We start from the raw sequence: 26,388 nt of genomic DNA, 5'->3' as shown, positions 1-26,388 counted from the left end.
GACCCGCGACCCGCGACCATCGCCCGTCATCCGTCACCCATCGCCCATCGCCCATCGCCCGACGCATCGCCCCGAAGGAGAACCGAAGGACCCATGACCGCGATCGATCTCAACGCCGACCTCGGCGAAGGCTTCGGCCGCTGGACCCTCACCGACGACGACCGGCTGCTGTCGGTGGTCACCAGCGCCAACGTCGCCTGCGGCTTCCACGCCGGGGACCCCGCCACCATGCGCCGGGTGTGCGACCTCGCCGCCGAGCGCGGGGTGCGGATCGGCGCCCAGGTCGCCTACCGCGACCTGGCCGGCTTCGGGCGGCGCGCGATGGACGTGCCGCCCGCCGAACTGGCGGCCGAAGTCGCCTACCAGATCGGCGCCCTGGAGGTCTTCGCCCGCGCGGCCGGCAGCCGGGTGTCCTACGTCAAGCCGCACGGCGCGCTCTACAACCGGGTCGTGCACGACGAGGACCAGGCCGGTGCCGTCGTCGACGGCGTCCTGCTGGCGGACGCCACGCTGCCCGTGCTCGGCCTGCCCGGCTCCCGGCTGCTGGAACTGGCGGCGAAGGCGGGCCTGCCCACGGTCCCGGAGGCGTTCGCCGACCGCGCGTACACCGACGAGGGCACACTGGTCCCGCGCGGGGTGAGCGGCGCCCTGGTCACCGATCCGGCGGCCGTGGTGGCCCGTTCCGTGGAACTCGCCCGCTCGGGGCGGGTGGAGGCGCTGTCGGGGCGGCGGATCGAGGTGCGGGCGCGCTCCCTGTGCCTGCACGGTGACACGGCCGGGGCGGTGGGCCTGGCGCGTCTGGTGCGGGAGCGGCTGGAGGCGGCCGGGGTGCGGCTGGAGGGGTTCGCGTGAACGTGCTGCCGGTCGGTACGGACGCCCTGCTCGTCGAGGTCTCCACGGGTGAGGAGGCCCAGGCGCTGCACGCCGAGCTGCTGCGCCGCCGGGCGGACGGCACGCTGACGGTCCGTGAGATCGTGCCGGCCGCCCGCACGGTCCTGCTGGACGGCCTGGCCGACCCCGCCCGGCTGGCCGCCGAACTGGCCGGCGCCCGGCCCTCCCCCGTGGCTCCCCCGGCGCGGCGGACGGTCGAGGTCCCGGTGCGCTACGACGGTCCCGATCTGGCCGAGGTCGCCGCCCACTGGGGAGTGCCGCCCCGGGAGGCGGCCCGGATCCACGCGGGCTGCACGTTCCGGGTCGCCTTCTGCGGCTTCGCGCCCGGCTTCGGCTATCTCACGGGGCTGCCGGAGCGCTACGGCACCCCGCGCCGGGCGACACCGCGCACGGCGGTCCCGGCGGGTGCGGTGGCGCTGGCCGGTCCGTACACGGGCGTGTATCCGAGGACGTCACCGGGCGGCTGGCAGCTGATCGGCACGACGGACCTGGTGCTGTGGGACCCGGAGCGTGAGCCCGCGGCGCTGCTGACGCCGGGCACGCGGGTGCGTTTCGTCCCGGTCGGCCCGGACGAGGCCCCCGTGCCGGAGCACCCGGCGGGGCACGGGGAGGCGCCGGGCGCGGCGGGCACGCCCACCGCCGCGCGTACGGCGGACCCGGCAGGTGCGGCATGACGGACCGTGCGCTCGCCGTGGTGCGGGCCGGGGCGCTCACCACGGTGCAGGACCGCGGCCGCCCCGGCCACGCCCACCTCGGCGTCCCGCGCTCCGGGGCTCTGGACGCGCCCGCCGCGGCGCTCGTCAACCGGCTGGTCGGCAACCGCGGGGACGCGGCCGTGCTGGAGACCACCGTCGACGGCTGCGCGCTGCGCCCCCGGTCGGCCGTGACCGTGGCGGTGGCCGGCGCGCCCTGCCCGGTCACCGTCGGCGGCCGTCCGGCCGCGTGGGGGGCGCCGGTCCGGGTGCGGGCCGGAGAGGTGCTGGAGGTGGGTTCCGCCCGTGCCGGTGTGCGCTCCTACGTGGGCGTCAGCGGCGGGATCGCCGTCGATCCGGTGCTCGGCAGCCGTTCGGCGGACCTGCTCTCCGGGCTCGGCCCGGCGCCCCTGTCGGACGGTGCGGTGCTGCCGCTGGGCTCCCCGGCGGCGCCCGCCGCACGCGTGGACGTCGCCCCGCTGCCCGCGCCCCCCGCCGAGCTGGTGCTGCGCGTGATGCCCGGCCCCCGGGACGACTGGTTCACCCCGGGGGCGGTACGGACCTTCACGTCCCGGACGTACCGCGTCTCCTCCGCGAGCAACCGGATCGGGCTGCGCACGACCGGGCCGGCGCTCGAGCGGGCCCGGACGGAGGAGCTGCCGAGCGAGGGCATGGTGCTGGGCGCGGTCCAGGTGCCGCCCGACGGGACGCCGGTGGTGTTCCTGGCCGATCATCCGACGACCGGGGGCTATCCGGTGATCGCGGTGGTGCACCCGGCCGACCTCCCGGCCGCCGCCCAGGCGGCACCCGGGACGCCGGTCCGGTTCGTGGCGGTGCGCCGCCGGCCCTGACCCCGCCGGGGCCGCGGGGACGGCCCCGTCACACGGCGGGCTCCTCCGGGCCGATGCGGCTGCGGACCGCGGTCTGCACCTCGGCCTCCTCGGCCGGGTCGGCCGCCAGCCGGCGCAGGCGCTCGACGACGCGGGTGTCACCGGTCCCGGCGTGGCGGGCGGCGATCTCGCGGGTGGACTCCTCGCAGTCCCAGAGGCACTCGACGGCGAGGCCCGCGGCGAAGGAGGGGTCGGTCGCGGCCAGGGCCCGGGCGGTCCGGCCGCGCAGGTGGGACGAGGCGGTCTCGCGGTAGACGTGGCGCAGGACGGGGGCCGCGCAGGTGATGCCGAGGCGTCCGGCGCCGTCGACGAGGGTGAGCAGGGAGGTGGCGTCGGGACCCTCGCCCCGGACGGCTTCGCGGAGCGCGGCCAGGACCTGTTCGCGGTCGTGGACGCCGCCCCGGCAGGCGAGGACGCGTCCGGCGGCGGCGCCGAGCCGGTCGGGCCGGCCGGCCCAGCGGCGGGCCCGGTCGACGGCCGCGAGGCTCCGCATGCGTTCGAAGGCGTCGACCGCCGCGTCGGCGACGGCTGCCGAGCCGGTGACGACGGCGCGCTCGATCAGGGTGAGGGCGTCGGGATCGTGGTGGTCGGCGAGGTACCTCAGGGCGGCGCACCGGGCCCCGTCGGCGCCGTCGTCGGCGGCCCGGAGGATCTCGGGCCGGTCGTCGGGGCCCGCGACGGCGGCCAGGCAGCGGGCGGCGGGTACGTGGAGGGCGGCACCGCGCTCCAGGCCCTGTTCGGCCCAGTCGAGCACCGCCCGGACGCTCCAGCCGGGGCGCGGCCCGGTGGGCCGCAGCTGCCGCTGCCAGCGGTCGAAGCACCCCGCCTCCTGGGCGGCGCGGACGCGGGCGGAGACGGCGGGGCGGGGATCGTCGGCCCACAGGCGCCAGGGCCGGGGTTCGAACGCGTCCCGGACGGTGGCGGCGAGTTCCGCCTCCCCGTCGGGGTCGGTGCCGAACCGGTCGAGCACGGGCTGGGCGAGGGCGCGCAGCCCCGCGTCGTCGTCGCGCAGCGCGAGTTCGTCCAGCGCCCAGGCCCAGTTGGAGCCGTGGGCCGCGTACCTGCGCAACAGGTGGAGGGCGTCCGGCCTGCCGTAGGAGGCGAGGTGGCCGAGGACGGCGAGGGCGAGCCCGGTGCGGGACTCGTCGGTGTCCAGGACGTCCTCGGGACCGAAGAGGTGGGCCTCGACGGCGTCCAGGTCGGCACGCAGATCGAGGCAGAGGCGGGCGTAGTAGAGGGAGCGGTTCTCGACCTGCCAGTCGTGGCGCGGGTCGTTGAGCACGCAGTGGTTGAGGGCCGCGAGCGCTTCCGGGCGCGGCGCGGTGAGCGCGTGGAGCGTGCCGTCGCCGCGACCTCGCTGGAGCAGGCCGAGCAGCGTACCGCTGGGCGCTATGTCCGGATCGAACATGGGAAACAGCCTCACATCAAGCGTCGACGCAACCGGGGACGTGCATTACCTGGCCGCGTGACAACACGTCGGGGCGCCCGCCGTTTCCTGCTTGCTGTAGACCATGTTCCTCTGCCTCTCGTCGGTGGCCCATACGGGCCGCGTCACGGCCCGCGCGGTGCGGCAACACCTGCCCGGCCATCGCGTCCGTGAATCACGTCGTCATGATGACCCGGCGGTCACTTCCGCCGCGACCGAAATACCGGCGGCCCCGTACCGCCTCCCCCGTCGTCCTCGTGCGTCCCGTCCGGCGCGCCCGTCTCAGCGCGCTTCGAACCGCTCCAGCAGTTCCGTCCGTTCGAACATCCGGGCCGTGTCCACGGCCGACGGCGTGCCGAGCGCGGGATCGGCGCCGGCCTGGAGGAGGGCGTCGATCACTTCGGTCTCCCCCTTGAAGACCGCTCCGGCGAGGGGCGTCTGGCCCCGGTCGTTGACGCGGTCGGGGTCGGCGCCGCGCTCCAGGAGCACGCGCACCGCCTCGGGGTGGCCGTGGTAGGCGGCGAGCATCACGAGCGAGTCGCCCCGGTCGTTGGTGAGGTTGGCCGGAACGCCGGCGTCCACGTAGGCCGCGAGTTCGTCGGCCCGGCCTCGCCGGGCGAGCTGGAAGATCTTGGTCGCCAGCTCCACGACCCCTGGGTCGAAGGCTTCGGTCATCGGCCGGACCGCCTCTCACTGCGGATCACGTCGTACGGGTGGGGACAGGTCGTACGGCTGCGAGCGGTGCGGTCGTACGGGTGAATCGCCAGGGTACTGGCTCGCGCGGCACATGAGCCGGGGTGCCCGAGGTAAAGATCACCCAGGTTCCGTCCGCGGACACCCGCCCGCGCGCGGGCGCCTCCCGGACACTCGGCCTGATGGGCGAAAACCCCCACAAATCACCCACTTGCACCTTTAATAGCATAGATACATTCTGTGAGCCTGGAAGTACTCATGGTGACTGTCCCCGCAAACCAGGAGAACTCACATGATCCTCTCGATCTCCGGCGTCGTCCTGCTCGGCATCGTCCTGTTCATCTTCTGCCGCAAGGACGGCCTGAAGCCGCTGCACGCCATCGTGGCGATGCTCTTCGGCTTCTACCTGGCCAGTACGGCCATCGCGCCGAGCATCAAGGCCGGCGGCGAGAGCCTGGCCAGCCTGCTCGGCGGCATCAAGTTCTGATCCGCCCCACCCCCGCCCCGCCCGTACGCACCCCCTGGAGACAGCAGTGGCCCGGCGCCCCCTCCCCCGCATCCTGAGCAACGGCAGCGCACAGCTCGCCCGGAGCCGGGAGCTGGCCCGGACGGCGGCCGACAGCGCCACCGACGTCCTCCACCCGCTGATCACGATCACGCGCGGTCTGCGCCGGCTGGCCTCCGCCGGACGGCGCAGATGGGCCGACACCCCCAAGGACAAGCGCGGCGCGCTGCTCTTCCTGGTGGCGTCGGTGATCCTGGTCGTGGCACTGGTGCCGTACGGCCCGCTCCTCGCGGGCATCACCCTGATGGCGGCGGCGGCCTGGCAGGGCCGGGACCGCACCCCGCGAACACCCGAGGGCCCCGACCCGTCGCAGGTCCAGCGGCTGAAGTCCCTCTACGAGGCCCTCGTGCCCTGCTTCTCGGCCGCCGACGACCCGGAACCGCTCTACCTCCACGGCGGGCCGTGGGAGAGCGCCTTCCCGGAGTACGAGTTCGACGGCACCGGCCGGATCTCCCACCTGGTGATCGCCTACCCCGCCTACTTCCCCGACGGCGAACCGCAGGCGCGGGCCCGCATCGAGCACCTGCTCGCCGCCAAGTCGGGGCGCTGCCGCGAGTACCACTTCGACTGGGACGAGGAGGGCAACCGCCTCACGGTGCGCGTCCTGGACCCGCTGCCCGCCGGTGTGACCGCCCAGCGTTTCGTCACGGCGCCGGGCGAGACGGTGCTGGGCCTGACCGACCCCAGCCGGGTCCGGCGGACGCTGCCGCTGGCCCACGGCACCGAGCAGCGCGACGTGCCCCCCGTCGTGTGGCGCACCGGCATCCGGTCCACCGAGCCGCACCTGCTGGCGGCCGGCCAGCCCGGCAGCGGCACCTCCACGCTGCTGCGCTCCATCGCCCTGCAGGCCCTCCGGCACGGCGACGTGATGATCATCGACGGCGGCGGCACCGGCGAGTACGCCTGCCTGACGGGCCGGGACGGCGTGCTGGCCGTCGAGTGCGCCCCCGCCGGCGCGCTCACCTCGCTGGAGTGGGCGACGCGGGAGACCGAGCGCCGGCTGATCGCCGCGAACCGGGCGCACCAGGCGGGCGACCCGCCGCCCGAGGACACCCGCCGGCCCCTGTGGCTGCTGCTCGACCGCCCCAGCACGTTCACGCACCTGGCCGCGGCCGACGGCGCGCCGGACCCGCAGTCCCTGCTCCAGGTCCCGCTGCGGCACGGCCGGCCGGCGAACGTCACCGTGGTGGTCGCCGAACAGCTCGACTGCCTGCACCACCTCAGCGACGCGGTACGGCAGCACACCCGCGCGCGCGTCGTCCTCGGCCCCGCGACGGCGGAGCAGCTGACGGCCGCGCTCGGCGCGCCCCCGCCCACCAGCACCGTCGACGAGGTCCCGCCGGGCCGCGGCTACGCCCGGCTGGGCACGGGCCCGGTGCTGCGGCTGCAGGTGCCGGCCACGCCCAACCCGTACGACGACGCGGCCGCCGAGTCCCACCGGCGGGCGGTCCTCGATCTGCTGCCGCCCCGTTCGGTGCCCGCCGACGCGGAGCCGCGGCCGCGGGAGGCGGGGGCGGCGGACCACGAACCGCCGGACCCGGCCCCGACCGCGGTGGGCGAGGAGCTGAAGATCTCCATGGAGAAGCCGTCCCCGCACGAGCCGCGCCCCCCTGCCGCCGCGGCCGGGCCGGCAGCGGAGCCGGCCGGACCGGACGACGCGTCCGCCCGGAAGGTGCCCGCGGACGCCGTGGCCGCGGAGGCGGGCCTCGCCGAGTCCTCCTGAACCGGAGACACCGGGGGCGCCGGGACTTCCCGGACCGCAGACACCGGGGGCGCCGTGCCCGTTCGCTACGCCACGAACGAGCGCGGCGCCTCCGCGCCGGTCGTACCGCCGCTCTCCACGAGCCGGGCCGCCGCGGCGAGCCGGGCCGCGGCCTCCTCCGCCACCGCGCCGCCCACCGTGAACGGCAGCCGCACATACCCCTCGAACGCGCCGTCGACCCCGAAGCGCGGCCCGGACGGCACCCGGACCCCGACCCGCTCCCCCGCCTCGGCGATCCGCGAGCCGGACAGCCCGGCGGTGCGCACCCACAGCGTGAGGCCACCGCCCGGCACCTCGAACTCCCAGTCGGGCAGCTCGCGCCGCACCGCCTCCACCAGGGCGTCGCGGTTGTCGCGGGCCTGGGCCCGGCGCAGCTCCACGGCCTGCTCCCAGCCGCCGGTGCCGAACAGCCAGTTCACCGCCAGCTGCTCCAGCACGGGCGTTCCCATGTCGGCGTAGGCCCGGGCCGCGACCAGGCTGCGGATCACGTCGGGGGCCGCCCGCACCCAGCCGATGCGCATGCCCGCCCAGAAGGCCTTGCTGGCGGAGCCGACCGTGACCACCGTGGACCCGGCCGGGTCGAAGGCGCAGACCGGGCGCGGCATGTCGACGTCGGCGTCCAGCCACAGCTCGCTCATGGTCTCGTCGGCGACCACCACCGTGCCCGCCGACCGGGCCGCGTCCACCAGACGGCGGCGCTGGTCCTCGTCGGCGAGCGCCCCGGTGGGGTTGTGGAAGTCGGCGACGACGTAGGCGATCCGGGGCGACGCCTCGCGCAGCACCTGGCGCCAGCGGTCCACGTCCCAGCCGTCCAGTCCCCGCGCCATGGCCACGGGCACGAGCCGGGCGCCGGCCTCCCGCATCAGCTGGAGGATGTTGGCGTAGGACGGGGACTCGACGGCGATGCGCTCGCCGCGGCCGCCGAAGAGGTGGCAGATGGCGTCGATGGCTCCCATGGCGCCGGTGGTCACCATGATCTGCTCGGGCATGGTGGGGATGCCCCGGGCGGTGTAGCGGTCGGCGATCATCGAGCGCAGCGCGGGCAGTCCGGCGGGGTAGTCGCCGTGGGTGTGCGCGTACGGCGGCAGTTCCTCCAGGGCGCCCTGGACGGCGCGGGTCAGCCAGGGTTCGGGGGCGGGCAGCGCGGCGCAGCCGAGGTCGATCATCGCGCCGAGGGCCTCGGGCGGCAGCGGTTCGAGACCGCGCGCCGGCACGGGGTTGCCCGCCGGGGCCGAGGTCCAGCTGCCGGCGCCGCGCCGGGACTCCAGGAAGCCCTCGCCGCGCAGCGCCTCGTACGCGGCGGCCACGGTCGTGCGGCTGACGGACAGAGACAGGGCCAGTTCGCGCTCGGCGGGCAGCCGCGCGGCCACCGGCACGCGGCCCTCCAGGACGAGCAGCCGGATGCCGTCGGCCAGCGCGCGGTAGGCCGGCGGACGCCGGGTGCCCGGGCCCGCCGGACGGTCCTGCTGGGACTTCAGCAGCCGGGACAGTTGCGCGGCTCCCACCGCCGAGGTCCACTGTGCCATCGAAATCAGTCCACCTTCCGCGGATTGGCCATGGATGAGGTGTCCATCCACGCCACAGGGTGTCATGCGTCGGTCCACTTCCACCACAGGGGGCATCCTTGTCCAGCCACCCGTCCCGCTCCGGACAGCTCGCACGGCGGCTGTTCCAGCTGTACGCGGGCCTCGCCCTGTACGGCGCCAGCTCCGCGCTGCTCGTCCGCTCCGGGCTGGGCATGGAACCGTGGAACGTGCTGCACCAGGGCCTCGCCGAGCGGACCGGGCTGTCGATCGGGGTAGTGCTGATCATCGTGGGCGCGATCGTGCTCCTGCTGTGGATCCCGCTGCGCCAGCGGCCGGGGCTGGGCACCGTCTCCAACGTGCTGGTGATCGGCATCGCGATGGACGCCACCCTGGCACTGGTGCCGGACGCGCACGCCCTGGTCGTGCGGGTGCCGCTGATGGTGGCGGGGGTCGTGCTGAACGGGGCGGCGACGGGGCTGTACATCGCCGCCCGTTTCGGTCCGGGCCCGCGGGACGGCCTGATGACCGGGCTGCACCAGCGCACCGGGGTGTCGGTCCGGGTGGTGCGCACGGCGCTGGAGATCACCGTGGTCGCCACCGGCTTCGTCCTCGGCGGCACCGTGGGCGTCGCCACCCTGCTGTACGCGCTGACCATCGGCCCGCTCGCGCAGCTGTTCCTCCGGCTGTTCGCCGTCCCCGTGTCACCGGCCGCAGGCCGGGCCGTTGCCGGCGGCCGGCCGGGGCGCGCGATACTGCGACGGTGACCCCGCCGATACGCCACCCCTACCTCGACCATCCCGGCCCGCTCGCGTTCGCCCACCGGGGCGGCGCGGCCGACGGCCTGGAGAACACCGTCCGGCAGTTCCGGGCCGCCGTCGGGGCGGGCTACCGGTACCTGGAGACCGACGTCCACGCCACCCGCGACGGACGGCTGGTCGCCTTCCACGACGCCACGCTGGACCGGGTGACGGACGGGGCGGGGCGGATCGCCGACCTGCCCTGGCGGGAGGTGGCGCAGGCGCGGGTGGGGGGCGCGGAGCCGGTGCCGCTGTTCGAGGAACTGCTCCAGACGTTCCCCGAGGCGCGGTGGAACGTCGACGTCAAGGCCGAGCCGGCGCTGGTGCCCTTCCTGGAACTGGTCGAGCGCGCGAACGCCTGGGACCGGGTCTGTCTCGGCTCGTTCTCCGAGGCACGGGTGGTGCGGGCGCAGCGGCTGGCCGGCCCGCGCCTGGCGACGTCGTACGGCACGCGGGGGGTGCTGGGCCTGCGGCTGCGCTCCTGGGGGCTGCCCGCCGCGGTCCGCCGGTCGGCGGTGGCGGCCCAGGTGCCCGAGGCGCAGTCGGGCGTCCCGGTCGTGGACCGCCGCTTCGTGCGGACCGCCCACGCGCTCGGGCTCCAGGTGCACGTCTGGACGGTCAACGAACCCGAGCGGATGCACCGGCTCCTGGACCTGGGGGTGGATGGCATCATGACCGATCACATCGACACACTGCGCAAGGTTCTGGAGGACCGCGGCCTCTGGGTCTGAGTCCCCTCCCCCGGCCCTGGCGCGATCACGGGGAAGCGAGGGGCGCGGGTGGGCACCGACACCGTGCGATCACCGGCACCGGACGACGCGGCCGGCCGACGGCGCGAGCAGCACGGCTGGTACGTCTACGACTGGGCCTGCTCGGTCTACTCCACCAGCGTGGTCACGGTGTTCCTGGGTCCGTACCTGACGTCGGTCGCCGAGGCCGCGGCGGACGCCGACGGGTTCGTGCACCCGCTGGGGATCCCGGTGCGCGCCGGTTCCTTCTTCGCGTACGCGGTGTCCCTGTCGGTGATCCTGGCGGTCGTGCTGATGCCGCTGGCGGGCGCCGCCGCCGACCGGACGGGCCGGAAGAAGCCGCTGCTGGCGGCCGCCGCGTACACCGGGGCGGCCGCCACCGCCGGGATGTTCTTCCTCGGCGGCGAGCGGTACCTGCTCGGCGGGCTGCTGCTCGTGGTCGCGAACGCGGCCCAGTCGGTGGCGATGATGCTCTACAACTCCTACCTGCCGCAGATCGCCACGCCCGAGGAACGCGACGCCGTGTCGTCGCGGGGCTGGGCGTTCGGCTACGCCGCCGGGGCCCTGGTGCTGGTGGCCAACCTGGTCCTCTACTCCGCGCACGACTCCTTCGGGCTGTCGGAGGGCATGGCCGTGCGCATCTGCCTGGCGTCGGCCGGGCTGTGGTGGGGCGCCTTCACTCTGGTGCCGCTGCGCCGGCTGCGCGACCGCCGGGCCCCGGCAGTGGCGGCGGGCGGCCCCCGGTCGGGGTTCCGGCAGCTCGCGGCAACGCTCCGCGACATGCGCCGCCACCCGCTGACGCTCGCGTTCCTGCTGGCCTACCTGGTCTACAACGACGGCATCCAGACGGTGATCACCCAGGCGTCCCTGTACGGCTCGAAGGAGCTCGGGCTCGGGCAGTCGACGCTCATCACGGCGGTCCTGCTGGTCCAGGTGCTGGCGGTGGCGGGCGCCCTCGCACTGGGCAGGCTGGCCCGGACCTACGGCGCCAAGCGCACCGTCCTCGGTTCCCTGGTCGCGTGGACGCTCACTCTGGCGGCCGGGTACTTCCTGCCCGCGAACGCGCCGGTGTGGTTCTTCGTGCTGGCCGCGGGCATCGGGCTGGTGCTGGGCGGCAGCCAGGCCCTGTCCCGCTCGCTGTTCTCCCACATGGTCCCGCCCGGCAAGGAGGCGGAGTACTTCGCCGCGTACGAGCTGAGCGACCGCGGGATGAGCTGGCTCGGCCCGCTGCTGTTCGGCCTCACCTACCAGCTGACCGGGAGCTACCGTGACGCGATCATCTCGCTGGTGGGCTTCTTCGTCCTCGGGTTCGTGCTGCTCGCGCGGGTCCCGGTGCGGCGGGCGATCGCCGACGCGGGCAACCCGGTTCCCGAGCGGATTTAGCGCCGCGCACGAAAGGGCGGTAGTGTACGCGTTTGGCCTGCCAGGCGTACCGTTACTGCGCGTCAAAGAAGCCGAAACGCTGGGTCACATCCAGCGCCAGAGGTGACAAACCGGACGTCGGGGGGTACTGCACTGGTTGACAAAGGCTGCGGCTACGACGGCGACGCATGACCCGGATCGGATCTCGGAACGGGGAATCTTTACCGCCGCCCGGACGTTGACCGGATGACGACGACAGCGACACCTGTCCTGTGGGCGACCAGCCCGGGAGGCACGATTCATGAGTGAGCGAGCTCTTCGCGGCACGCGCCTCGTGGTGACCAGCTACGAGACGGACCGCGGCATCGACCTGGCCCCGCGCCAGGCCGTGGAGTACGCATGCGAGAAGGGGCACCGCTTCGAGATGCCCTTCTCGGTCGAGGCGGAGATCCCGCCGGAGTGGGAGTGCAAGGTCTGCGGTGCCCAGGCACTCCTGGTGGACGGCGACGGCCCCGAGGAGAAGAAGGCCAAGCCCGCGCGTACGCACTGGGACATGCTGATGGAGCGGCGGACCCGAGAGGAACTCGAAGAGGTCCTCGAGGAGCGTCTGGCCGTTCTGCGTTCCGGTGCGATGAACATCGCGGTTCATCCGCGGGACAGCCGGAAGTCGGCCTGATCCCAGCGCGGCTCGGACGATCCGCACCCCGCACGTGAGTACGTGAGTACAGGACCGCGGGCGCCCCACCTGAAGGTGGAGCGCCCGCGGTCCTGTGTGCGTTCGCCCGGACATTCGTCCCGGCATCGGCACCCCGGCCGTTCCGCCGGCGCCCGCACCGGCCGGTGACCGGCGCCTCTCCGGCCCCTACCGGCGGGCACGGCTCCGGCCCCCGTGGGGGCACGGTGCGTCAGCGGGTGAGCGGAGGCCGCGGTTCCTGCGACGACCCGCCGGTGCCGGACCCGGGCTCGTCCCGGATCACCTCGCCCTGCACCACCTTGCCGTCGGGCCGGTGGATGCGCGCCTGCTGGAAGGCGCCGCCCAGGGAGCCCCGCGCGGCTTCGCGGAGCTTGCGTTCGACGGTGCGCTCGGCGGCCCGGCCGACGGCCTTCTGGACCGGGGGGACCAGCAGGAGCAGGCCCAGCGCGTCCGAAGCCAGGCCGGGCAGGATCAGCAGCAGGCCGCCCAGCATGAGCAGGCCGTTGCCCTCGCTGTTCGGCCGGGGCCCGGAGACGGCACCGCTCTGCTGCTGTTGCAGGGTCTCGGTGAGGTTCCTCAGGGCCCGTCGGCCCGCCCGCTTGACAACCATCGAGCCGAGGACCAGGCCGGCCACCAGCACCAGCAGCACCACCAGGCCGTTCGTCGCGCCGGCGAGCAGGGTCAGCAGCCAGATCTCCAGCACGAGCCAAGCGGCGACGGCCAACGGCAGCACGGTGCGGAGCCGGGAGCGCCGGGGCCGGGCGGGATGCGGGGTCGGAGCGCCTGTCGTCATGCTTCCAGTGTGCCTGGGCCCGTCTCAGTGCGGGATAAGGGGCTGATCAGGTGTCCTGCGGCGCCGCGTCCCGCCGGCCGCTCCCGCCGGCCCCGGTGCCGTCTTCGCCGGGCCGGGGGTCCGCGGTCGCGGGGGGCCGGTCCCCCGTGGGCGCCCCGGTGCCCGGCCCGCTCGCGGCGGCCTCGTCGGCGGCGGATCCGCTGCCGGCGGACCTGCCGTCCGCGGGCTTCCGGTCCCCGGGCTCCCCGGCATCCCCGACCCTCTGGTTCCCGGTCCTGCCGTCCGTGCGCCCGAGGACCTTGCCCACCCGCTCGCCCACGCCCCAGGCGGTGACCCGCCACAGCGCCTCGACGAGGATGTCGCGGCTCATCTTGGAGTCGCCCAGTTCGCGCTCGACGAAGGTGATGGGCACCTCGACCACGTGATAGCCCGCCTTCACCGCGCGGCGCGCCAGGTCGACCTGGAAGCAGTAGCCCTGGGAGGCGACCTCGTCGAGACCGAGACCCCGGAGGGTCTCGGTGCGGAAGGCCCGGAAGCCGCCGGTGATGTCCCGCAGGGGCAGGTCGAGCGCGACGCGGGAGTAGAGGCTCCCGCCGCGCGAGATGATCTCGCGGGACTTGGGCCAGTTGACCACCCGGCCGCCGGGCACCCAGCGCGAGCCGAGCACGAGGTCCGCGCCCTTCAGGGCGGTGAGGAGGCGCGGCAGTTCCTCGGGCTGGTGGGAGCCGTCGGCGTCCATCTCGATCAGGACGCCGTAGCCGTGCTCCATGCCCCAGCGGAACCCCGCGAGGTAGGCGGCGCCCAGCCCTTCCTTGCCGGTGCGGTGCAGGACCTTCACCAGGTCGTCGTCGGCCGCCAGTTCGTCGGCCAGCTTGCCGGTGCCGTCGGGGCTGTTGTCGTCGGCCACCAGGACGTGGGCCTCGGGAACGGCCGCGCGCACCCGCCGCACGATCGCCTTGATGTTCTCCGCCTCGTTGTAGGTCGGGATGATCACCAAGGCCGTGCCGAGCGGGCCGAAAGTCCTCGCCTGGGCTCCTGCCGCGAGGATCCCGTCGCCGTCGTTCACTGCTGCCCCTTCATCTCCTGTGCGCAGGGTCCCACCATAATGGCCGCGGCCTGCGCCGACGTGACAGGACGTGCGCAACGCGGTGTCACTTTCCGATGATCGGGTAGGAGAGCCCCTCGGCCCCCGGCCCTTCGGTCCCCGGCCCCCGGCGGCACCCCGCTCTCGCGGGGCGGGGTGCGGGCGGGGTGCGGGGCGTCCGAGGCGGTACCCGCCGGGGCGCGGAGCGGAGGCGGGGCACGGCGGACGCGGCGGGACGGCGGGATGCGGCGGGACGACGGGATGCGGCGGATGGGGGCCCGGCGCTCTTCGGGCCGGCCCGGGACCCGCCGGCTGCGGATCGACCTGAGCCGTTGTCTACTGAGCGCCCGGCCCCACCCGGGTCGCACCTCCCCGACCGCCGGAACGTTCCCCCCGGGCTGCGCGGGCGCTGTGCCTGGCTCCCAGCGACGGTGTTCCGGTGCAGCACACCGTCCCTGACCCAGCGGCGCCGCCACGAGTGGCCGGAAGTTCCCCGGTCGGGCGTCCGGTGGTGGACCCGGCCGAACCTACCGGTCGCCGACGGCTGCCTGTCAACAGCCCTCCGACCTGGGCCTCTCCCGCGAAACCCCTGGTCAGCGGGGAGGATGCGCAGGTCGGGCGACCCTGCCGCGGGACATGATCGTCACCGCTCCGGCCGTGCGGATCACTCGCCCGGCCGTACGTGGACGGTGCGCCCGCCGACCACGGTGCGCAGGCAGACCGGCAGGTCACGGCCCGGGGAGAGGTCGGGCAGGCCCGGGGTGCCGGAGCGCGGGTCGGTGGACCAGCGCGCCACCCGGTCGTCGGGGGCCTGGACGATCAGCTCGCCGGTGCGCCACACCGCGTAGTCCGCTGGCGCGCCGGGCACCAGGACGCCCGCGTCGTCCCGTCCGACCGCCCGCCAGCCGCCCCGGGTGTGGGCGGTGAACGCGGCGCGCACCGAGACGCGGTGCTCCGGGGTGCGGTGGAAGGCGGCGGCCCGGACGGTGCCCCACGGGTCGAGGGGCGTGACCGGACTGTCGGAGCCGAAGGCGAGGGGCACCCCGGCGCGCAGCAGGGCCGCGTACGGGTTCAGGGTGCGGGCCCGCTCCGCTCCCAGGCGCCGGGCGTACATGCCGTCCTCGCCGCCCCACAGGGCGTCGAAGGCCGGCTGGACGGACGCGGTGAGCCCGAGCTCGGCGAACGCGGCGACGGTGTCGGGCGTGAGCATCTCGGCGTGCTCGACGCGGTGCCGCGCGGCCCGGATCCGGGCGAGGCCCAGCTTGTCGGCGGCGGCCCGCATCCCGTCGGTCACGGCGCCGATCGCGGCGTCACCGATGGCGTGGAAGCCGGCCTGGAGCCCCGCCTCCGTGCAGTCGACGACGTGGGCGGCGACGGCCGCGGCGTCCAGGTGGGCGGTGCCGGTGTGGGCGGCGTCGGCGTACGGCTCGTGCAGGCAGGCGGTGTGCGAGCCGAGGGCGCCGTCGGCGAACAGGTCCCCGGCCGCGCCCAGGGCGCCCAGCTCGCGTGCCTTGGCGACGTCGCGCTCGGCCCAGTACCCGACCACGCGCGGCACGTCCTCCTCGGCGGCGAGGCGGAGCAGGCCGGTGAAGTCGTCCTCGTCGGAGATCTCCGGGCCGCCGCACTCGTGGACGGTGCCGATGCCCAGCGAGGCGGCGTGGGTGAGGGCGGCGCGCTGGGCCTCGGTGCGCTGTGCGGGGGTGACGGCGCCGAGGGCGGTGGCGCGCACCGCGTGGTGGTCGTCGCCGGTGAGCGGGGCGTCCTGCCGGGCGACCGGGCCGGGGACGAGGTCGAGCAGGGCGGTGGTGACGACCGCGGAGTGCACGTCGATGCGGCTCAGGTAGAGGGGGCGCCCGCCGGTGGCGGCGTCGAGTTCGGCCCGGGTCGGCGGCCGGCCGCCGGGCCAGCGGGCGGCGTCCCAGCCGTGGCCGAGCAGCACCCGGTCGTGGGGGCGGGCCGCGGCGAAGTCCCGCACGCGCGCCAGCGCGGCCTCCAGCGAGGGGGCGTCGGACAGGTCGAGGCCGGTGAGCGCGAGGCCGGTGGCGGTGGTGTGCACGTGCGCGTCGGTGAAGGCGGGGGTGACCAGGGCGCCGTCGAGGTCGACCACCTCGTCCACCCCGTCGGCGAAGGCGTCGGCGGCCCCCTCCGAGCCGACCCACGCCACCTGGCCGCGCTCGACGACCATCGCGGTGGCGAACGGGTCGGCGGGGCTGTGGACCTCTCCGCGGCGGAGCAGGACGGTACGGCTCGGGACGGTGCGTTCGCTCATGTCCACAGTCTCGCCCCTCGGACGGGCCGGCCCGCAGCCAGGTCCGGTCCGGCCCGCCGCCGGACGGCGGACCGGGTGCGGCGGTGCCGTCAGATGCGCGGCGGGCGGGCCTCGTAGGGGGTGGAGAGGACCACCGTGGTGCGGGTCGAGACGCCGGCCAGCGTGCGCACCCGGGCGAGCAGTTCCTCCAGTTCGTGCGGTGTGGCCACGCGCACCTTGAGGATGTAGTTCTCGTCGCCCGCGACGCTGTGGCAGGCCTCGATCTCGGGCACGTGGGAGAGGCGGTCCGCGATGTCGTCGGGGGCGCTGGGGTCGAAGGGTTTGACCGAGATGAAGGCGGTGATGGGCAGACCGACGGCCTCCGGGTCGACGACCGCGGCGTATCCGCGGAGCACGCCCCGCTGTTCCAGCCGGCGCACCCGCTGGTGCACGGCCGAGGTGGACAGGCCCGTGGCCCTGCCCAGGTCGGTGTAGCTCATCCGCCCGTCCTTGACGAGCAGCTGCACGATCTGTCGGTCCAGCTCCTCCATGGCGGAGAACCTACAGTGCGGGTGATCTCTCCGGATACCTGAGCGGCCCGGGTCATGGCCGGTGCGTTCCGCGCCGGGCGCAGGGCGCGGGCCGCACCGGGGGACAAAGACCCGCGCAGGGGGCACCTGCGACCGGCATGTGACGAACGCCACACCGTTCGAACGCTCTCCGTGATGTTCTCGTGATTACCCCCCAGGGGGGACGGGAAGTGCTTGCTGTGGTCGAGGCCGCAGTGCCGTCACGGCCCAGCCCGAGGGGGAGAACCCATGCAGAGTGTGAAGCGCCGTACCGCGTCCAAGCGGCAGCAGCCGGTCGTGGAGCTGTACCCGGAGGGCGTCGAACCGGACGCCCTGGACGACGAGTCGGACACCTACGACACCTTCGAGATGTACCGGGTGGTCTGCCCGGACTGCGCGCAGCCCATCGCGTTGCTGGCGGACGAGGAGGTGCTGCCGGAGCACGCGCTGTGCGCCTCGCCGTGGAACCCGTTCGGGCTCACGGTCTGCTCCGGGACCGGACGCCGGGCCACCGACGCGCTTCCCGCGGACGCCTCCGTGACGCCGCAGGAGCAGGACACCGCCCTGCTGCTCACGCTGCCGCAGGGGCTCGACTGGCGGACGCAGCCGTTCTCGCACGTCGGCGGGCCGGGCTCGCGCCCGATCAGGGTTCCCGCCATGCGCCGCAGCGCCGCCTGAGGGCGGTTCCGGCGGAGGGCGGCGGACCGGCGCCCCGCCCTCACCCGTAAGCGTGAACGTGCCGGACACCGCAGGACGGCACCGGGGCGCCGCGCGAGGCGTCCGCGCCCCGCGGGACTCCGCAACGGCGCCGCCGGGGACGGCACTTGGCCCCCGGCGCCCGGCTCACGGCCGGGCTCCGCACCGCGTGGCGGACAGGGGCGAACGCACGGCCTATTCCGTCCCCGGGTGACGTGCCCGGTCGCTCCCGCGTTGCCCGGGTATGACGACCCCCACGTACTCGACGACCGGGCGTCAGCGCCGTCTCTACGTCCCGCCGCCCGCCCCGGCACCTCCGCGGCTGCCCGATCCGCCGATCTACCGCGATCTGCTGCGCGCCTGGGCCGACCGCGGCCGGACCCTGCCGGGGCAGCACGACCCGGAGTGGGCCCGGCTGGCGGCGCCCTTCCGGGGGCTGGGTCAGTTCAGCGGGTCTCCGGACCCGCGAGATGACGTGCGATGACCATGCGCTGGATCTGGTTGGTGCCCTCGACGATCTGCAGCACCTTGGCCTCGCGCATGTAGCGCTCGGCCGGGAAGTCCGCGGTGTAGCCGTAGCCGCCGAGGATCTGCACGGCGTCGGTGGTGACCCGCATCGCCGTGTCGGTGCAGTGCAGCTTCGCCATGGCCGCCTGCTTGGCGAAGGGGCGTCCGGCGTCCCGCAGCCGGGCCGCCGCGAGGTACAGGGCGCGGCCGGCCTCGATCTGGGTCGCCATGTCGGCGAGCATGAACCGCAGCCCCTGGAAGTCCGCGATCGGCCGGCCGAACTGCCGCCGCTCCGCCGCGTACCGCAGGGCCTCGTCGAGCGCCGCCTGGGCCAGGCCGACGGCGCAGGCCGCGATGCCGAGCCGCCCGCCGTCCAGCGCGGACAGGGCGATGGCGAAGCCCTGGCCCTCCTCGCCGATGCGCCGGTCGTCGCCGACCCGGACGCCGTCGAGGTGGACCTGGGCGGTGGGCGAGCCCCGCATGCCCATCTTCTTCTCGGGCGCCGCCCCGCTCAGCCCCTCGGCGTCGCCGGGCACCAGGAAGGCGGAGATGCCGCGCGGGCCGTCCTCGCCGGTGCGCGCCATGACCGTGTAGAAGTCGGCGATGCCGCCGTGGGTGATCCACGCCTTGGTGCCGGTGATCACCCAGTCGTCGCCGTCGCGCACCGCCCGGGTCCGCAGGGAGGCGGCGTCGGAGCCCGAGGCGGGCTCGGAGAGGCAGTAGCCGCCCAGCAGGCCGCCGCCGAGCAGGGCGGGCAGGTGTTCGGCCTGCTGCTCCTTGGTCCCGTAGGCGGCCAGGGCGTAGGAGGCCAGGGTGTGCACGCTGACGCCGAGGCCGACGGTGAGGCGGGCGGCCGCGAGTTCCTCGAGGACCTGCAGGTAGACCTCGTACGGCTGGTCGCCGCCGCCGTACTCGGAGTCGTAGGGGAGGCCGAGGAGCCCGGACTCGGACAGGAGGGTGAACAGCTCGCGCGGGAAGCGGCCGGCGTCCTCCTCCTCGGCCGCCCGGGGCGCGATCTCGCGCTGTGCGATGTCCCGGACGAGGGCGAGCAGGTCCCGGGCCTCGTCCGTGGGCAGTTGCCGGTCCACCGGCTGCGGGGCGTGGTCGGGCATGGCGACGCTCTCCTCCCTGTCGGGCACATCGGCGGACGTGCGCCTTGGGTGGGGCGGCTCCGCCGGGTCATTGCGGTGCGTTGCCGATGCTCGCGCTCCCGGGTCTCGGAAGCTGCTGATCAGCGGCTTGCGCTGTGAGTATGCCCGATCGGCGGCGACGCGTCACCAGTTAACGACCGCTTACTCGGGGAAACCCGCGGTGGCCGCGAATGGTCCGCACCATTGACCGGAGTGGTCTAGTCCTCCTAGTGTTTCGCTTCCCACCGGGTCATCGCGTTCATGCCAAACGACCCGGGCTCCCCTCCCCCACGAGGAGACACCGGATGCCATCCCCCCACCGCCCCCGCACCCTGCGGGCGCTCCTGTCCACCGCCTGTGCCGCCGTCCTCGGCGCCGGACTGCTGGCCGGCGCGGGCACCCCGGCCGCGACCGCGGCGACCTCGGCTCAGGAGGCCGCCGCCGGATCGAAGGTCATCGGCTACTTCACCGAATGGGGCACCTACGACCGCGGCTATCTCGTCAAGAACATCGACACCTCGGGCTCCGCGGAGAAGCTCACCCACATCAACTACGCCTTCGGCAACGTGACCGGCGGCCGGTGCGCCATGGGCGACGCCTACGCGGCCACCGAACGCGCCTACACCGCCGAGCAGTCCGTCGACGGCGTCGCCGACACCTGGGACCAGCCGCTGCGCGGCACCTTCAACCAGCTGCGCGAACTCAAGGCGAAGCACCCGGGCCTCAAGGTCCTGTGGTCCTTCGGCGGCTGGACCTGGTCCGGCGGGTTCGGCGAGGCGGCGAAGGATCCGGAGGCGTTCGCCCGGTCCTGCCACGACCTGGTCGAGGACCCCCGCTGGGCCGACGTCTTCGACGGCATCGACATCGACTGGGAGTACCCGAACGCCTGCGGGGCCACCTGCGACACCAGCGGCCGGGAGGCGTTCGGCGACCTGATGGCGGCGCTGCGCGGCAGGTTCGGTCCCGACGGCCTGGTCACCGCCGCGATCCCGGCCGACGCCACACCGGGCGGCAAGATCGACGCGGCCGACTACGCGGGTGCCGCCCAGTACGTCGACTGGTACAACCCGATGACGTACGACTTCTTCGGCGCCTGGGACGCCACCGGCCCCACCGCCCCGCACTCACCGCTGACGTCGTACGACGGCATCCCGGAGGCGGACTTCCACAGCGCCGCCACCATCGCCAAGCTCAAGGGCCTCGGCATCCCGTCGTCCAAGCTGCTGCTCGGGATCGGCTTCTACGGGCGCGGCTGGACCGGCGTCACCGCGTCGGCGCCCGGCGGTACGGCCACCGGGCCGGCCCCCGGCACCTATGAGCCCGGCATCGACGACTACAAGGTGCTCAAGGAGAAGTGCCCGGCCACCGGCACCGTCGGCGGCACCGCCTACGCCAAGTGCGGCGAGCAGTGGTGGAGTTACGACACCCCGGCGACCATCGCGGACAAGATGGACTACAAGGACCGCGAGGGCCTGGCCGGGACGTTCTTCTGGGAGCTGAGCGGCGACACCGCCGACGGCGAACTGATCCGGGCGATCCGCTAGGGCCGCGCGCCCGGACCACGCCGGGCGCGCGGGACACCGGGGGCGGGGGTTTCCACGGGGGGACCTCCGCCCCGTCCGCGTCCCCGGACGGCCCGCGGCCGGTGCGCCGGGGCGTCGCGGCGGACCGGGGTCACGTGTCCCGGCGGGCGGGCTCCGGCGCCGGACGGGCGGGATCCAGTTCCTCGATGGCCCGCAGCGCGCCGCCGAGCGTCTTGACCAGCAGTTCGGCCATGACGTCGCGGGGCAGCTCGGGCCGGTCGATCCAGGCCAGGGTGGCTCCCTCGACGCTGCACACCCAGGACAGCAGTCCCATCCGGGCGACCGGGCCGATCGCGTCGACGGGGCCGTAGGCGCCCTCGGCGATCGTGGCCACGATCGCCTCGCGCACCCGGTCGCGGACGGCCTGCACCTCGGTGTCGAACCCGACACCGCCGCTGACGATCGTGCGGTAGGCGGCCTGGTTGTGCTCGGCGTAGCGCAGGTAGCCGTCGATGGTGCGGTGCACCCGGTCCACCGGCGGCCGGTCCGTCCCGCTCGCCGCGAAGGTCACCAGGTCGGCGACGGAGTCCTCGATGATCGCCAGGTAGTAGCCCCGCTTGGAGTGGAAGTAGTAGTAGATCAGCCCCTTCGCGACGTTCGCCTGACGGGCGATGTCGTCCATGGAGAGCGCGTCGTACGACGTGTCGGCGAACAGACGCCGCCCGATGGCGATGAGCTCTGCCCGGCGCGTCAGGGAGCGCTCGGTACCGCGCACGCGGGGCCGCGGGGCCGGTTGTCGGCTGACACTCAAGGTGACCCTGGTCTTCTGCGGGGGGGGGCGGGACCCCCGCAGTATGGCAGGTCGGTCCGCGACGGGGTCAGAGCAGTCCGAGCCGGGTGACGAGCATGGCCAGGACGACGACGAGCGTCCACCCCATGACGTGCTCGAGGATCTTCGGGCCGTCCTCCTGGGGACCCCCGGTGCGGACGCGGGTGGCGGTGACGGTGGCTGCGCTGGCGGTCATGGCATCTCACTGGTGTCGGTGGTGCGGTGGATCCCCCGTGCGGAGTTGTCCACTTTGCCACCGGAAACGGCGGGTGCGGCCGAGACGTTGGTCACACCGGCGACTGGTCCCCGTGTTCCGGGGTACCGCCCGCCCGGTCCGTCCGGCCCGCGCCCGCCGCTCCGCACGCCGGGTCAGCGCACGCCCACCGCCGCCAGCGCCCTGCGCTGGCGCGCCGATGGGCGGGCCGGGAAGTACAGGTAGCAGATCCCGCCCGTGCCGGAGACGACCTTGCCGGAGGCGTTGTACCGCTTGGTCCGCAGCCAGATGTTCTCCCACTCGCGCCGCCGGTAGACGCGCCGCACGGCCTCGTCGCTCGGCGAGGCCGGGTCGTTGGCGATCACGTCGCCGTCGGCGGTGAAGCCGATGACGGTCATCAGGTGGCCGGCGGTGCCGTACCCGGCGCCGGTGAGCTCCTCCTCCAGGAAGGACTGGGAGGTGATCGCCGGGATGCCCGCCGCGATCAGGGTCTCCAGGTCGGTCAGGGAGGAGAGCCGGGTGACCACGCCCCGGATGCCCTCGAAGGAGGCCGCGTAGGCCGCGTTGAAGGGCCAGTTGCCGCAGCCGGCGTAGGCGTGGTCGTAGGTGTGGCGGGCCGCGTGGCACACCTGCGGGTCGTCGTACGACGGGTCGACCCAGGCGAGGTCCTCCTCGGTGAGCCGCCCGCCCCAGTACTCGACGATCATCTGCGAGGAGGTGGGGCTGCACCACGCCTCGCCCCCGTTGTCGTACTCCGGGTACCGGCCCCGGTGGATCTCCTGGGAGTAGCGCGGGACGTCGAGCTCCCGGGCCACGCGGGGCGTGGAGGCGGGGACGGTGAAGCGGTCGGGGACGTCGGAGCCCATCACGCCGAGCCGCCACACGGTGGGGGTGAGCCGGGTGCCGGGGCGGCGGTACAGGGTGAGCCGCAGCCGGAGGGCGGTCAGGCGCTGCCCCGAGGCCGGGTCGTCGACGGCCAGGGTGTCGGTCCACACGGTGCTCCGGCCGTCGCCCTGGTCGTCCACCGAGGTCCGCCGGATGTCCTGGTCGCCGGACGCCCAGCGGCCCATGACGTACCAGGGGGTGCGGGTGCCGTCGTCGTAGGTGCCGCGCAGCTCGATGCCCAGCCAGGTGCCCTCGGGGGTGTGCGCGTTCCAGGAGGCGATCGCCTCGGTCGCGGGGACGGCGAGCCGGTGGTCCGGGGAGGTCCAGGTCGCGTACTCCCAGGACTCGGTGCGGCCGGTGTGGGGGTCGGTGTACGCGGTGGTCCCGGCGGGGCGGGCGAGCACCAGTCCGGGGCGGGTGCCGGCGACGGGCCGGGTGCCCCGCGCGGTTCCCCCGCGCCAGTCGGCGTAGGAGGTCCAGGCCCGGTTGTCGACGTGGCGCCCGGGGGCGCGGCCGTCGACGGCACCGGCGCCGGGCGGGCCCGCGGCGGCGGACGCCGAGGTCGCGCCGCCGGCGACGGTGACGGCGACGGCGGCCGTCAACAGGGTTCTGCGGGACGGCTGTTCGGCTCTGCTCATGGGTGGATGCCCCCAGGGGTCCGAGTCGGTTCAGGTCCGGTGCGCGGCCGGTCGGACCGCGTGCGTCCACCGGCGGGCGCGGCTGTGCGCCCACTATGGACGCAGCCGCGCCGGTCCGGCCAGCACCCGGGGCCGTGCCGCGCCGGGCAACAAGGGACTGGACCTCTGACGGACCCAGGCGCGCGGCACCGCACCGTCGCGCCCCGCTGGGGGTGGCACGGGGGCACGAACGGGCCGTCCGCCCCGCGGACCGCCTACAGTGCTGACGTCATGTCCACCGCACCCCCGCCCCGGGAACCCGACGTCCCGGACCTCGCCCCCCGCATCCGCCGGCTCCCGCCCTCCTGCGGCCCGGTCCGGCTCGTCGGCGTCGACGGGCACGCGGGCTCCGGGAAGTCCACGTTCGCCGACCGGCTGGCGGCGGCCCTCGGCGGCGCCCCGGTGCTGCGGCTCGACGACATCGCCAGCCACGAGGAGCTGTTCGGCTGGACCGGGCGGCTGTTCGCCCAGGTCGTCGAACCCCTCGGCCGCGGCGTCACGGCGCACTACCGCCCCTACGACTGGCGCGCCCGGCGCTTCGGGCCGCCCCGGCCCCTGCCCCCCGCGCCGGTGATCCTCGTGGAGGGCGTCGGAGCGGGGCGCCGGTCCCTGCGCCCGCACCTGGCGCTGCTGGCGTGGATGGACCTGCCCGCTCCGCGGTCCTGGGCGCGGGGCCGGGCCCGGGACGGCGCGGAGCAGCGCGCGTTCTGGGACGGGTGGGTGCCGGCGGAACGCCGGCATTTCGCCGAGGACCCGTCGCGGCCGTTCGCGCACGTTCTGGTGCGGCAGCGCGAGGAGGGGCACGAGGGGTACGAGGTGCGTCCGGGACCTGCCGTGACCGGTGGAACGGCCCCTCCGTTCACGCTCGGTGACGGACCGCCAGCAGTGTGGTGAACCTGTGAAAACGCCTCGTCGGACAAGTTGCCGCAGGACCCCAACTCGGCTTGACCCGCGGGCCGTACAGGTCTTACGTTCTCCGTGTGCGGCCCTTCGGAGCCGCTCGCGGACGCGAAGCCCCCGGTTGTTCCCCCGTGATCGGGGGCTTCGTTCTGCCCGCTCCGGCCTCTCCGGGCCGTCGAGCACTCCGGATGATCACCCTGCGTCACCGCACGACGGCCCCGCGTACCGCTCCCCCCGCACGTCCACGGCCCGGCGGCGCTCTGTGGAGGGGGCGCCGGCGCGGGTACGATGCACCTCGGTGCGATCCGGGGACGCTGCTTCGCGCACCTGCAACTCCGGTCCGCGGCACAGCGGTTCGACCTTCGGGGGCCGACGGACGAGGACCGGCCGGCACACGACGGGGGCACGGTTCGTGGGGGACGCGATGGACTTCGGCACGCAGGGCCCGCAGGCCCCGGCCGACCTGGCCTGGCTGCGGGGTGTCGACGCCTACACCATGGGCGCGTACCCGCAGGCGGAGGAGGAGTTCCGCAACGCGGTGCGCATCGACCCCGGGATGGCCGACGGCTGGCTCGGGCTGCACGCCCTGCGGGTCGACACGACGACCGCGCTGCTGCGCATGTTCCGGCACCGGGACCGGTTCGGCGAGCAGCGCACCCGGCACCGGCGCCCGCTCAACTCCTGGTACTGGCTGGGGTGGTGGGTGCAGCCGGTGTTGGAGAGCCCGCGGGACCTGCTGCTCGCGCACGCCTCGCACTGGCTCGACGGCCGGCACGTCCCCGAACTGGACCGGGCCCTCGCCGGCCTGCCGCCCGTGGACACCGAACCCCAGGTCCGCTTCCTGCACGCCTGCCGGGCCTACCTGGTCAAGGACTGGGAGCAGTTGGTCCGGCACACCGATCCGCTGCTCGGCGACCCGGTGCTCGGCATCGAGGCGGGCCTGTTCGGCGGCATGGCGCGGGTCCGGCTGGAGATGTACGGACAGGCCGAACCCCTGCTGTCCGCGGCCCTGATGCGCTGCCGCAGCGAGCAGCCGCAGCGCAAGGAGCTGCGCTACTGGCTGGCCCGGGCGCACGAGGGGACCGGCCGCAGCGCCGCCGCGCTCCCCCTGTACCGGGCGGTGCACCGGGTGGACCCGGCGTTCATGGACACCTCGGCACGGCTCGCGGCGATCTCCGAGGGGGACGGCTACGACGACGCGGGCCTGGCCGCCGTCACCCTCGCCGGCGCGGGTCAGGACGCGATGGACCTGCCCGACACCCTGGACCCGCTGTTCGGCGCGGAGGGCCGGGATCTGCGGCTGTCCGACCCGGAGCCGCCGCCCGCCCCGCTGCCCCCGCTGTCCGGCGCCCCCGTGCGGGAGCGGGCCGGGGCGCCGCCCGTGCCCCTGCCGACGGGGCCCACCGATCCGGCGTTACTGGAGGAAGCCCTCGCCGAACTGGAGCGCATGGTCGGCCTGGAGCCGGTGAAGCGCCAGGTCAAGGCGCTGTCGGCGCAGTTGAACATGGCGCGGCTGCGGGCCGGGCAGGGGTTGCCGGTGCAGCCGCCCAAACGGCACTTCGTCTTCTCCGGCCCGTCGGGCACCGGTAAGACCACGGTGGCCCGCATCCTGGGCCGGGTCTTCTACGCCCTGGGGCTGCTCGGCGGCGACCACCTCGTGGAGGCACAGCGCGCCGACCTGGTCGGCGAGTACCTCGGGCAGACGGCGGTGAAGGCCAACGAGCTGATCGACTCCGCGCTCGGCGGCGTCCTGTTCGTCGACGAGGCGTACGCGCTGTCCAACTCCGGGTACGGCAAGGGCGACGCGTACGGCGACGAGGCCCTCCAGGTGCTGCTCAAGCGCGCCGAGGACAACCGCGACCACCTGGTGGTGATCCTGGCCGGCTACCCGGAGGGCATGGACCGGCTGCTGACCGCCAACCCGGGGCTGTCCTCGCGCTTCACCACCCGGGTCGACTTCCCGTCGTACCGGCCGCTGGAGCTCACCGAGATCGGCAAGGTGCTCGCCGCCGACAACGGGGACGTGTGGGACGAGGAGGCACTGGAGGAGCTGCGCTCCATCGCCGGTCACGTGGTGGACCAGCAGTGGATCGACGAGCTGGGCAACGGGCGTTTCCTGCGCACCCTGTACGAGAAGAGCTGCGCGTACCGCGACCTGCGGCTGTCCACCGTGCCGGGCACGCTGACCCGCGACGACCTGGCGACGCTGCGGCTGCCGGACCTGATGCAGGCGTACGGGGAGGTCCTGTCGGGCCGGAGCCCGCAGGATCCCCCGGCCGGGTGACG

The 26,388-nt window shown here is 74.8% G+C and carries 23 protein-coding genes and 1 pseudogene; 13 read left to right on the top strand and 11 right to left on the bottom strand.

Going from position 1 to position 26,388, the window contains the following annotated elements:
- Window positions 1-93: 93 nt before the first annotated feature.
- From ACSU53_RS26570 to ACSU53_RS26560, 3 genes are read left to right on the top strand one after another with little or no spacing between them, the layout of a single operon-like run.
- Complete coding sequence (locus tag ACSU53_RS26570) at window positions 94-852, top strand: LamB/YcsF family protein (protein WP_437031707.1); 759 nt, start codon at window positions 94-96, stop codon at window positions 850-852.
- Window positions 849-1,565 (top strand): 5-oxoprolinase subunit PxpB, encoded by a 717-nt coding sequence (pxpB, locus tag ACSU53_RS26565; protein ID WP_437031705.1) that lies wholly within the window; start codon window positions 849-851, stop codon window positions 1,563-1,565. The genes ACSU53_RS26570 and pxpB overlap by 4 nt, the downstream gene beginning before the upstream one ends.
- A complete protein-coding gene (locus ACSU53_RS26560) occupies window positions 1,562-2,434 on the top strand; it encodes a biotin-dependent carboxyltransferase family protein (protein ID WP_437031703.1) in 873 nt (290 codons plus the stop codon). The genes pxpB and ACSU53_RS26560 overlap by 4 nt, the downstream gene beginning before the upstream one ends.
- A 28-nt stretch (window positions 2,435-2,462) precedes the next feature.
- On the opposite strand, the gene ACSU53_RS26555 is transcribed toward ACSU53_RS26560, so the two are convergent.
- Together ACSU53_RS26555 and ACSU53_RS26550 are read right to left on the bottom strand one after the other, a co-directional pair.
- Window positions 2,463-3,881, bottom strand: coding sequence for a HEAT repeat domain-containing protein (locus tag ACSU53_RS26555; RefSeq protein ID WP_437031701.1), 1,419 nt, complete (start codon window positions 3,879-3,881; stop codon window positions 2,463-2,465).
- Between the two features lie 300 nt (window positions 3,882-4,181).
- Entirely contained in the window at window positions 4,182-4,574 is a 393-nt protein-coding gene (locus ACSU53_RS26550) for an ankyrin repeat domain-containing protein (protein WP_437031699.1), read from the bottom strand.
- A 310-nt stretch (window positions 4,575-4,884) separates the two neighbouring features.
- On the opposite strand from ACSU53_RS26550, the gene ACSU53_RS26545 reads away from it, so the two are divergent.
- Window positions 4,885-5,079, top strand: a complete 195-nt coding sequence (locus ACSU53_RS26545) for a hypothetical protein (RefSeq protein ID WP_164332459.1) — start codon at window positions 4,885-4,887, stop codon at window positions 5,077-5,079.
- A gap of 46 nt (window positions 5,080-5,125) precedes the next feature.
- A complete protein-coding gene (locus tag ACSU53_RS26540) occupies window positions 5,126-6,880 on the top strand; it encodes a hypothetical protein (protein WP_437031696.1) in 1,755 nt (584 codons plus the stop codon).
- 65 nt (window positions 6,881-6,945) lie between these two features.
- Here the strand turns inward: ACSU53_RS26540 and ACSU53_RS26535 are convergent, their stop codons facing one another.
- Window positions 6,946-8,445, bottom strand: a complete 1,500-nt coding sequence (locus ACSU53_RS26535; RefSeq protein WP_437031694.1) for a PLP-dependent aminotransferase family protein — start codon at window positions 8,443-8,445, stop codon at window positions 6,946-6,948.
- A gap of 98 nt (window positions 8,446-8,543) precedes the next feature.
- Here ACSU53_RS26535 and ACSU53_RS26530 point away from each other — a divergent pair, with 98 nt between their 5' ends.
- The 4 genes from ACSU53_RS26530 to ACSU53_RS26515 all read left to right on the top strand — a co-directional run bounded on the left by ACSU53_RS26530 (window position 8,544) and on the right by ACSU53_RS26515 (window position 12,029).
- Complete coding sequence (locus tag ACSU53_RS26530) at window positions 8,544-9,209, top strand: YczE/YyaS/YitT family protein (protein ID WP_437031692.1); 666 nt, start codon at window positions 8,544-8,546, stop codon at window positions 9,207-9,209.
- Window positions 9,206-9,973 (top strand): glycerophosphodiester phosphodiesterase, encoded by a 768-nt coding sequence (locus tag ACSU53_RS26525; protein WP_437031690.1) that lies wholly within the window; start codon window positions 9,206-9,208, stop codon window positions 9,971-9,973. The genes ACSU53_RS26530 and ACSU53_RS26525 overlap by 4 nt, the downstream gene beginning before the upstream one ends.
- A gap of 48 nt (window positions 9,974-10,021) precedes the next feature.
- Window positions 10,022-11,374, top strand: coding sequence for an MFS transporter (locus ACSU53_RS26520; protein ID WP_437031687.1), 1,353 nt, complete (start codon window positions 10,022-10,024; stop codon window positions 11,372-11,374).
- A 280-nt stretch (window positions 11,375-11,654) separates the two neighbouring features.
- The gene (locus ACSU53_RS26515) at window positions 11,655-12,029 is read left to right on the top strand and encodes an RNA polymerase-binding protein RbpA (RefSeq protein ID WP_003977404.1); all 375 of its coding nucleotides are present in this window, start codon (window positions 11,655-11,657) and stop codon (window positions 12,027-12,029) included.
- Window positions 12,030-12,258: 229 nt separating this feature from the next.
- On the opposite strand, the gene fxsA is transcribed toward ACSU53_RS26515, so the two are convergent.
- The 4 genes and pseudogenes from fxsA to ACSU53_RS26495 all read right to left on the bottom strand — a co-directional run bounded on the left by fxsA (window position 12,259) and on the right by ACSU53_RS26495 (window position 16,723).
- Window positions 12,259-12,840, bottom strand: coding sequence for an FxsA family membrane protein (gene fxsA / locus ACSU53_RS26510; protein ID WP_437031685.1), 582 nt, complete (start codon window positions 12,838-12,840; stop codon window positions 12,259-12,261).
- A gap of 208 nt (window positions 12,841-13,048) precedes the next feature.
- Window positions 13,049-13,906 (bottom strand): annotated as a pseudogene (locus ACSU53_RS26505) (polyprenol monophosphomannose synthase); the annotation flags it as partial.
- Between the two features lie 682 nt (window positions 13,907-14,588).
- Window positions 14,589-16,193, bottom strand: a complete 1,605-nt coding sequence (locus ACSU53_RS26500; RefSeq protein ID WP_437031683.1) for an amidohydrolase — start codon at window positions 16,191-16,193, stop codon at window positions 14,589-14,591.
- An 89-nt stretch (window positions 16,194-16,282) separates the two neighbouring features.
- Window positions 16,283-16,723, bottom strand: coding sequence for an Lrp/AsnC family transcriptional regulator (locus ACSU53_RS26495; RefSeq protein ID WP_437031681.1), 441 nt, complete (start codon window positions 16,721-16,723; stop codon window positions 16,283-16,285).
- 267 nt (window positions 16,724-16,990) lie between these two features.
- Here ACSU53_RS26495 and ACSU53_RS26490 point away from each other — a divergent pair, with 267 nt between their 5' ends.
- Window positions 16,991-17,419 carry a hypothetical protein gene (locus ACSU53_RS26490; protein ID WP_437031679.1) on the top strand — a complete coding sequence of 143 codons (429 nt, stop codon included), beginning with the start codon at window positions 16,991-16,993 and terminating at the stop codon, window positions 17,417-17,419.
- A gap of 464 nt (window positions 17,420-17,883) precedes the next feature.
- Here the strand turns inward: ACSU53_RS26490 and ACSU53_RS26485 are convergent, their stop codons facing one another.
- Entirely contained in the window at window positions 17,884-19,056 is a 1,173-nt protein-coding gene (locus ACSU53_RS26485) for an acyl-CoA dehydrogenase family protein (RefSeq protein WP_437031677.1), read from the bottom strand.
- Between the two features lie 323 nt (window positions 19,057-19,379).
- Between ACSU53_RS26485 and ACSU53_RS26480 the strand changes: the two genes are divergently transcribed.
- Window positions 19,380-20,618: a glycoside hydrolase family 18 protein gene (locus ACSU53_RS26480; RefSeq protein ID WP_437031675.1), complete on the top strand. Its 1,239-nt coding sequence runs from the start codon at window positions 19,380-19,382 to the stop codon at window positions 20,616-20,618.
- A 130-nt stretch (window positions 20,619-20,748) separates the two neighbouring features.
- On the opposite strand, the gene ACSU53_RS26475 is transcribed toward ACSU53_RS26480, so the two are convergent.
- The 3 genes from ACSU53_RS26475 to ACSU53_RS26465 form a co-directional block, all read right to left on the bottom strand.
- Complete coding sequence (locus ACSU53_RS26475; RefSeq protein ID WP_437031673.1) at window positions 20,749-21,408, bottom strand: TetR/AcrR family transcriptional regulator; 660 nt, start codon at window positions 21,406-21,408, stop codon at window positions 20,749-20,751.
- Between the two features lie 67 nt (window positions 21,409-21,475).
- Window positions 21,476-21,622 carry an SCO1431 family membrane protein gene (locus ACSU53_RS26470; RefSeq protein ID WP_362093438.1) on the bottom strand — a complete coding sequence of 49 codons (147 nt, stop codon included), beginning with the start codon at window positions 21,620-21,622 and terminating at the stop codon, window positions 21,476-21,478.
- Between the two features lie 173 nt (window positions 21,623-21,795).
- On the bottom strand, window positions 21,796-23,163 hold the full coding sequence (locus tag ACSU53_RS26465; RefSeq protein ID WP_437031671.1) for a peptidase C39 family protein: 1,368 nt from the start codon (window positions 23,161-23,163) through the stop codon (window positions 21,796-21,798).
- A 270-nt stretch (window positions 23,164-23,433) separates the two neighbouring features.
- Between ACSU53_RS26465 and ACSU53_RS26460 the strand changes: the two genes are divergently transcribed.
- Window positions 23,434-24,096 carry a uridine kinase family protein gene (locus ACSU53_RS26460; protein ID WP_437031669.1) on the top strand — a complete coding sequence of 221 codons (663 nt, stop codon included), beginning with the start codon at window positions 23,434-23,436 and terminating at the stop codon, window positions 24,094-24,096.
- A gap of 430 nt (window positions 24,097-24,526) precedes the next feature.
- Complete coding sequence (locus ACSU53_RS26455; RefSeq protein ID WP_437031667.1) at window positions 24,527-26,386, top strand: AAA family ATPase; 1,860 nt, start codon at window positions 24,527-24,529, stop codon at window positions 26,384-26,386.
- Window positions 26,387-26,388 lie beyond the last annotated feature (2 nt).

It is taken from the genome of Streptomyces sp. enrichment culture (assembly GCF_964273255.1).
Taxonomy (GTDB): domain Bacteria; phylum Actinomycetota; class Actinomycetes; order Streptomycetales; family Streptomycetaceae; genus Streptomyces.
The sequence above is the reverse complement of the archived record's forward strand: the minus strand, read 5'-3'. Positions and strand labels throughout refer to the sequence as shown.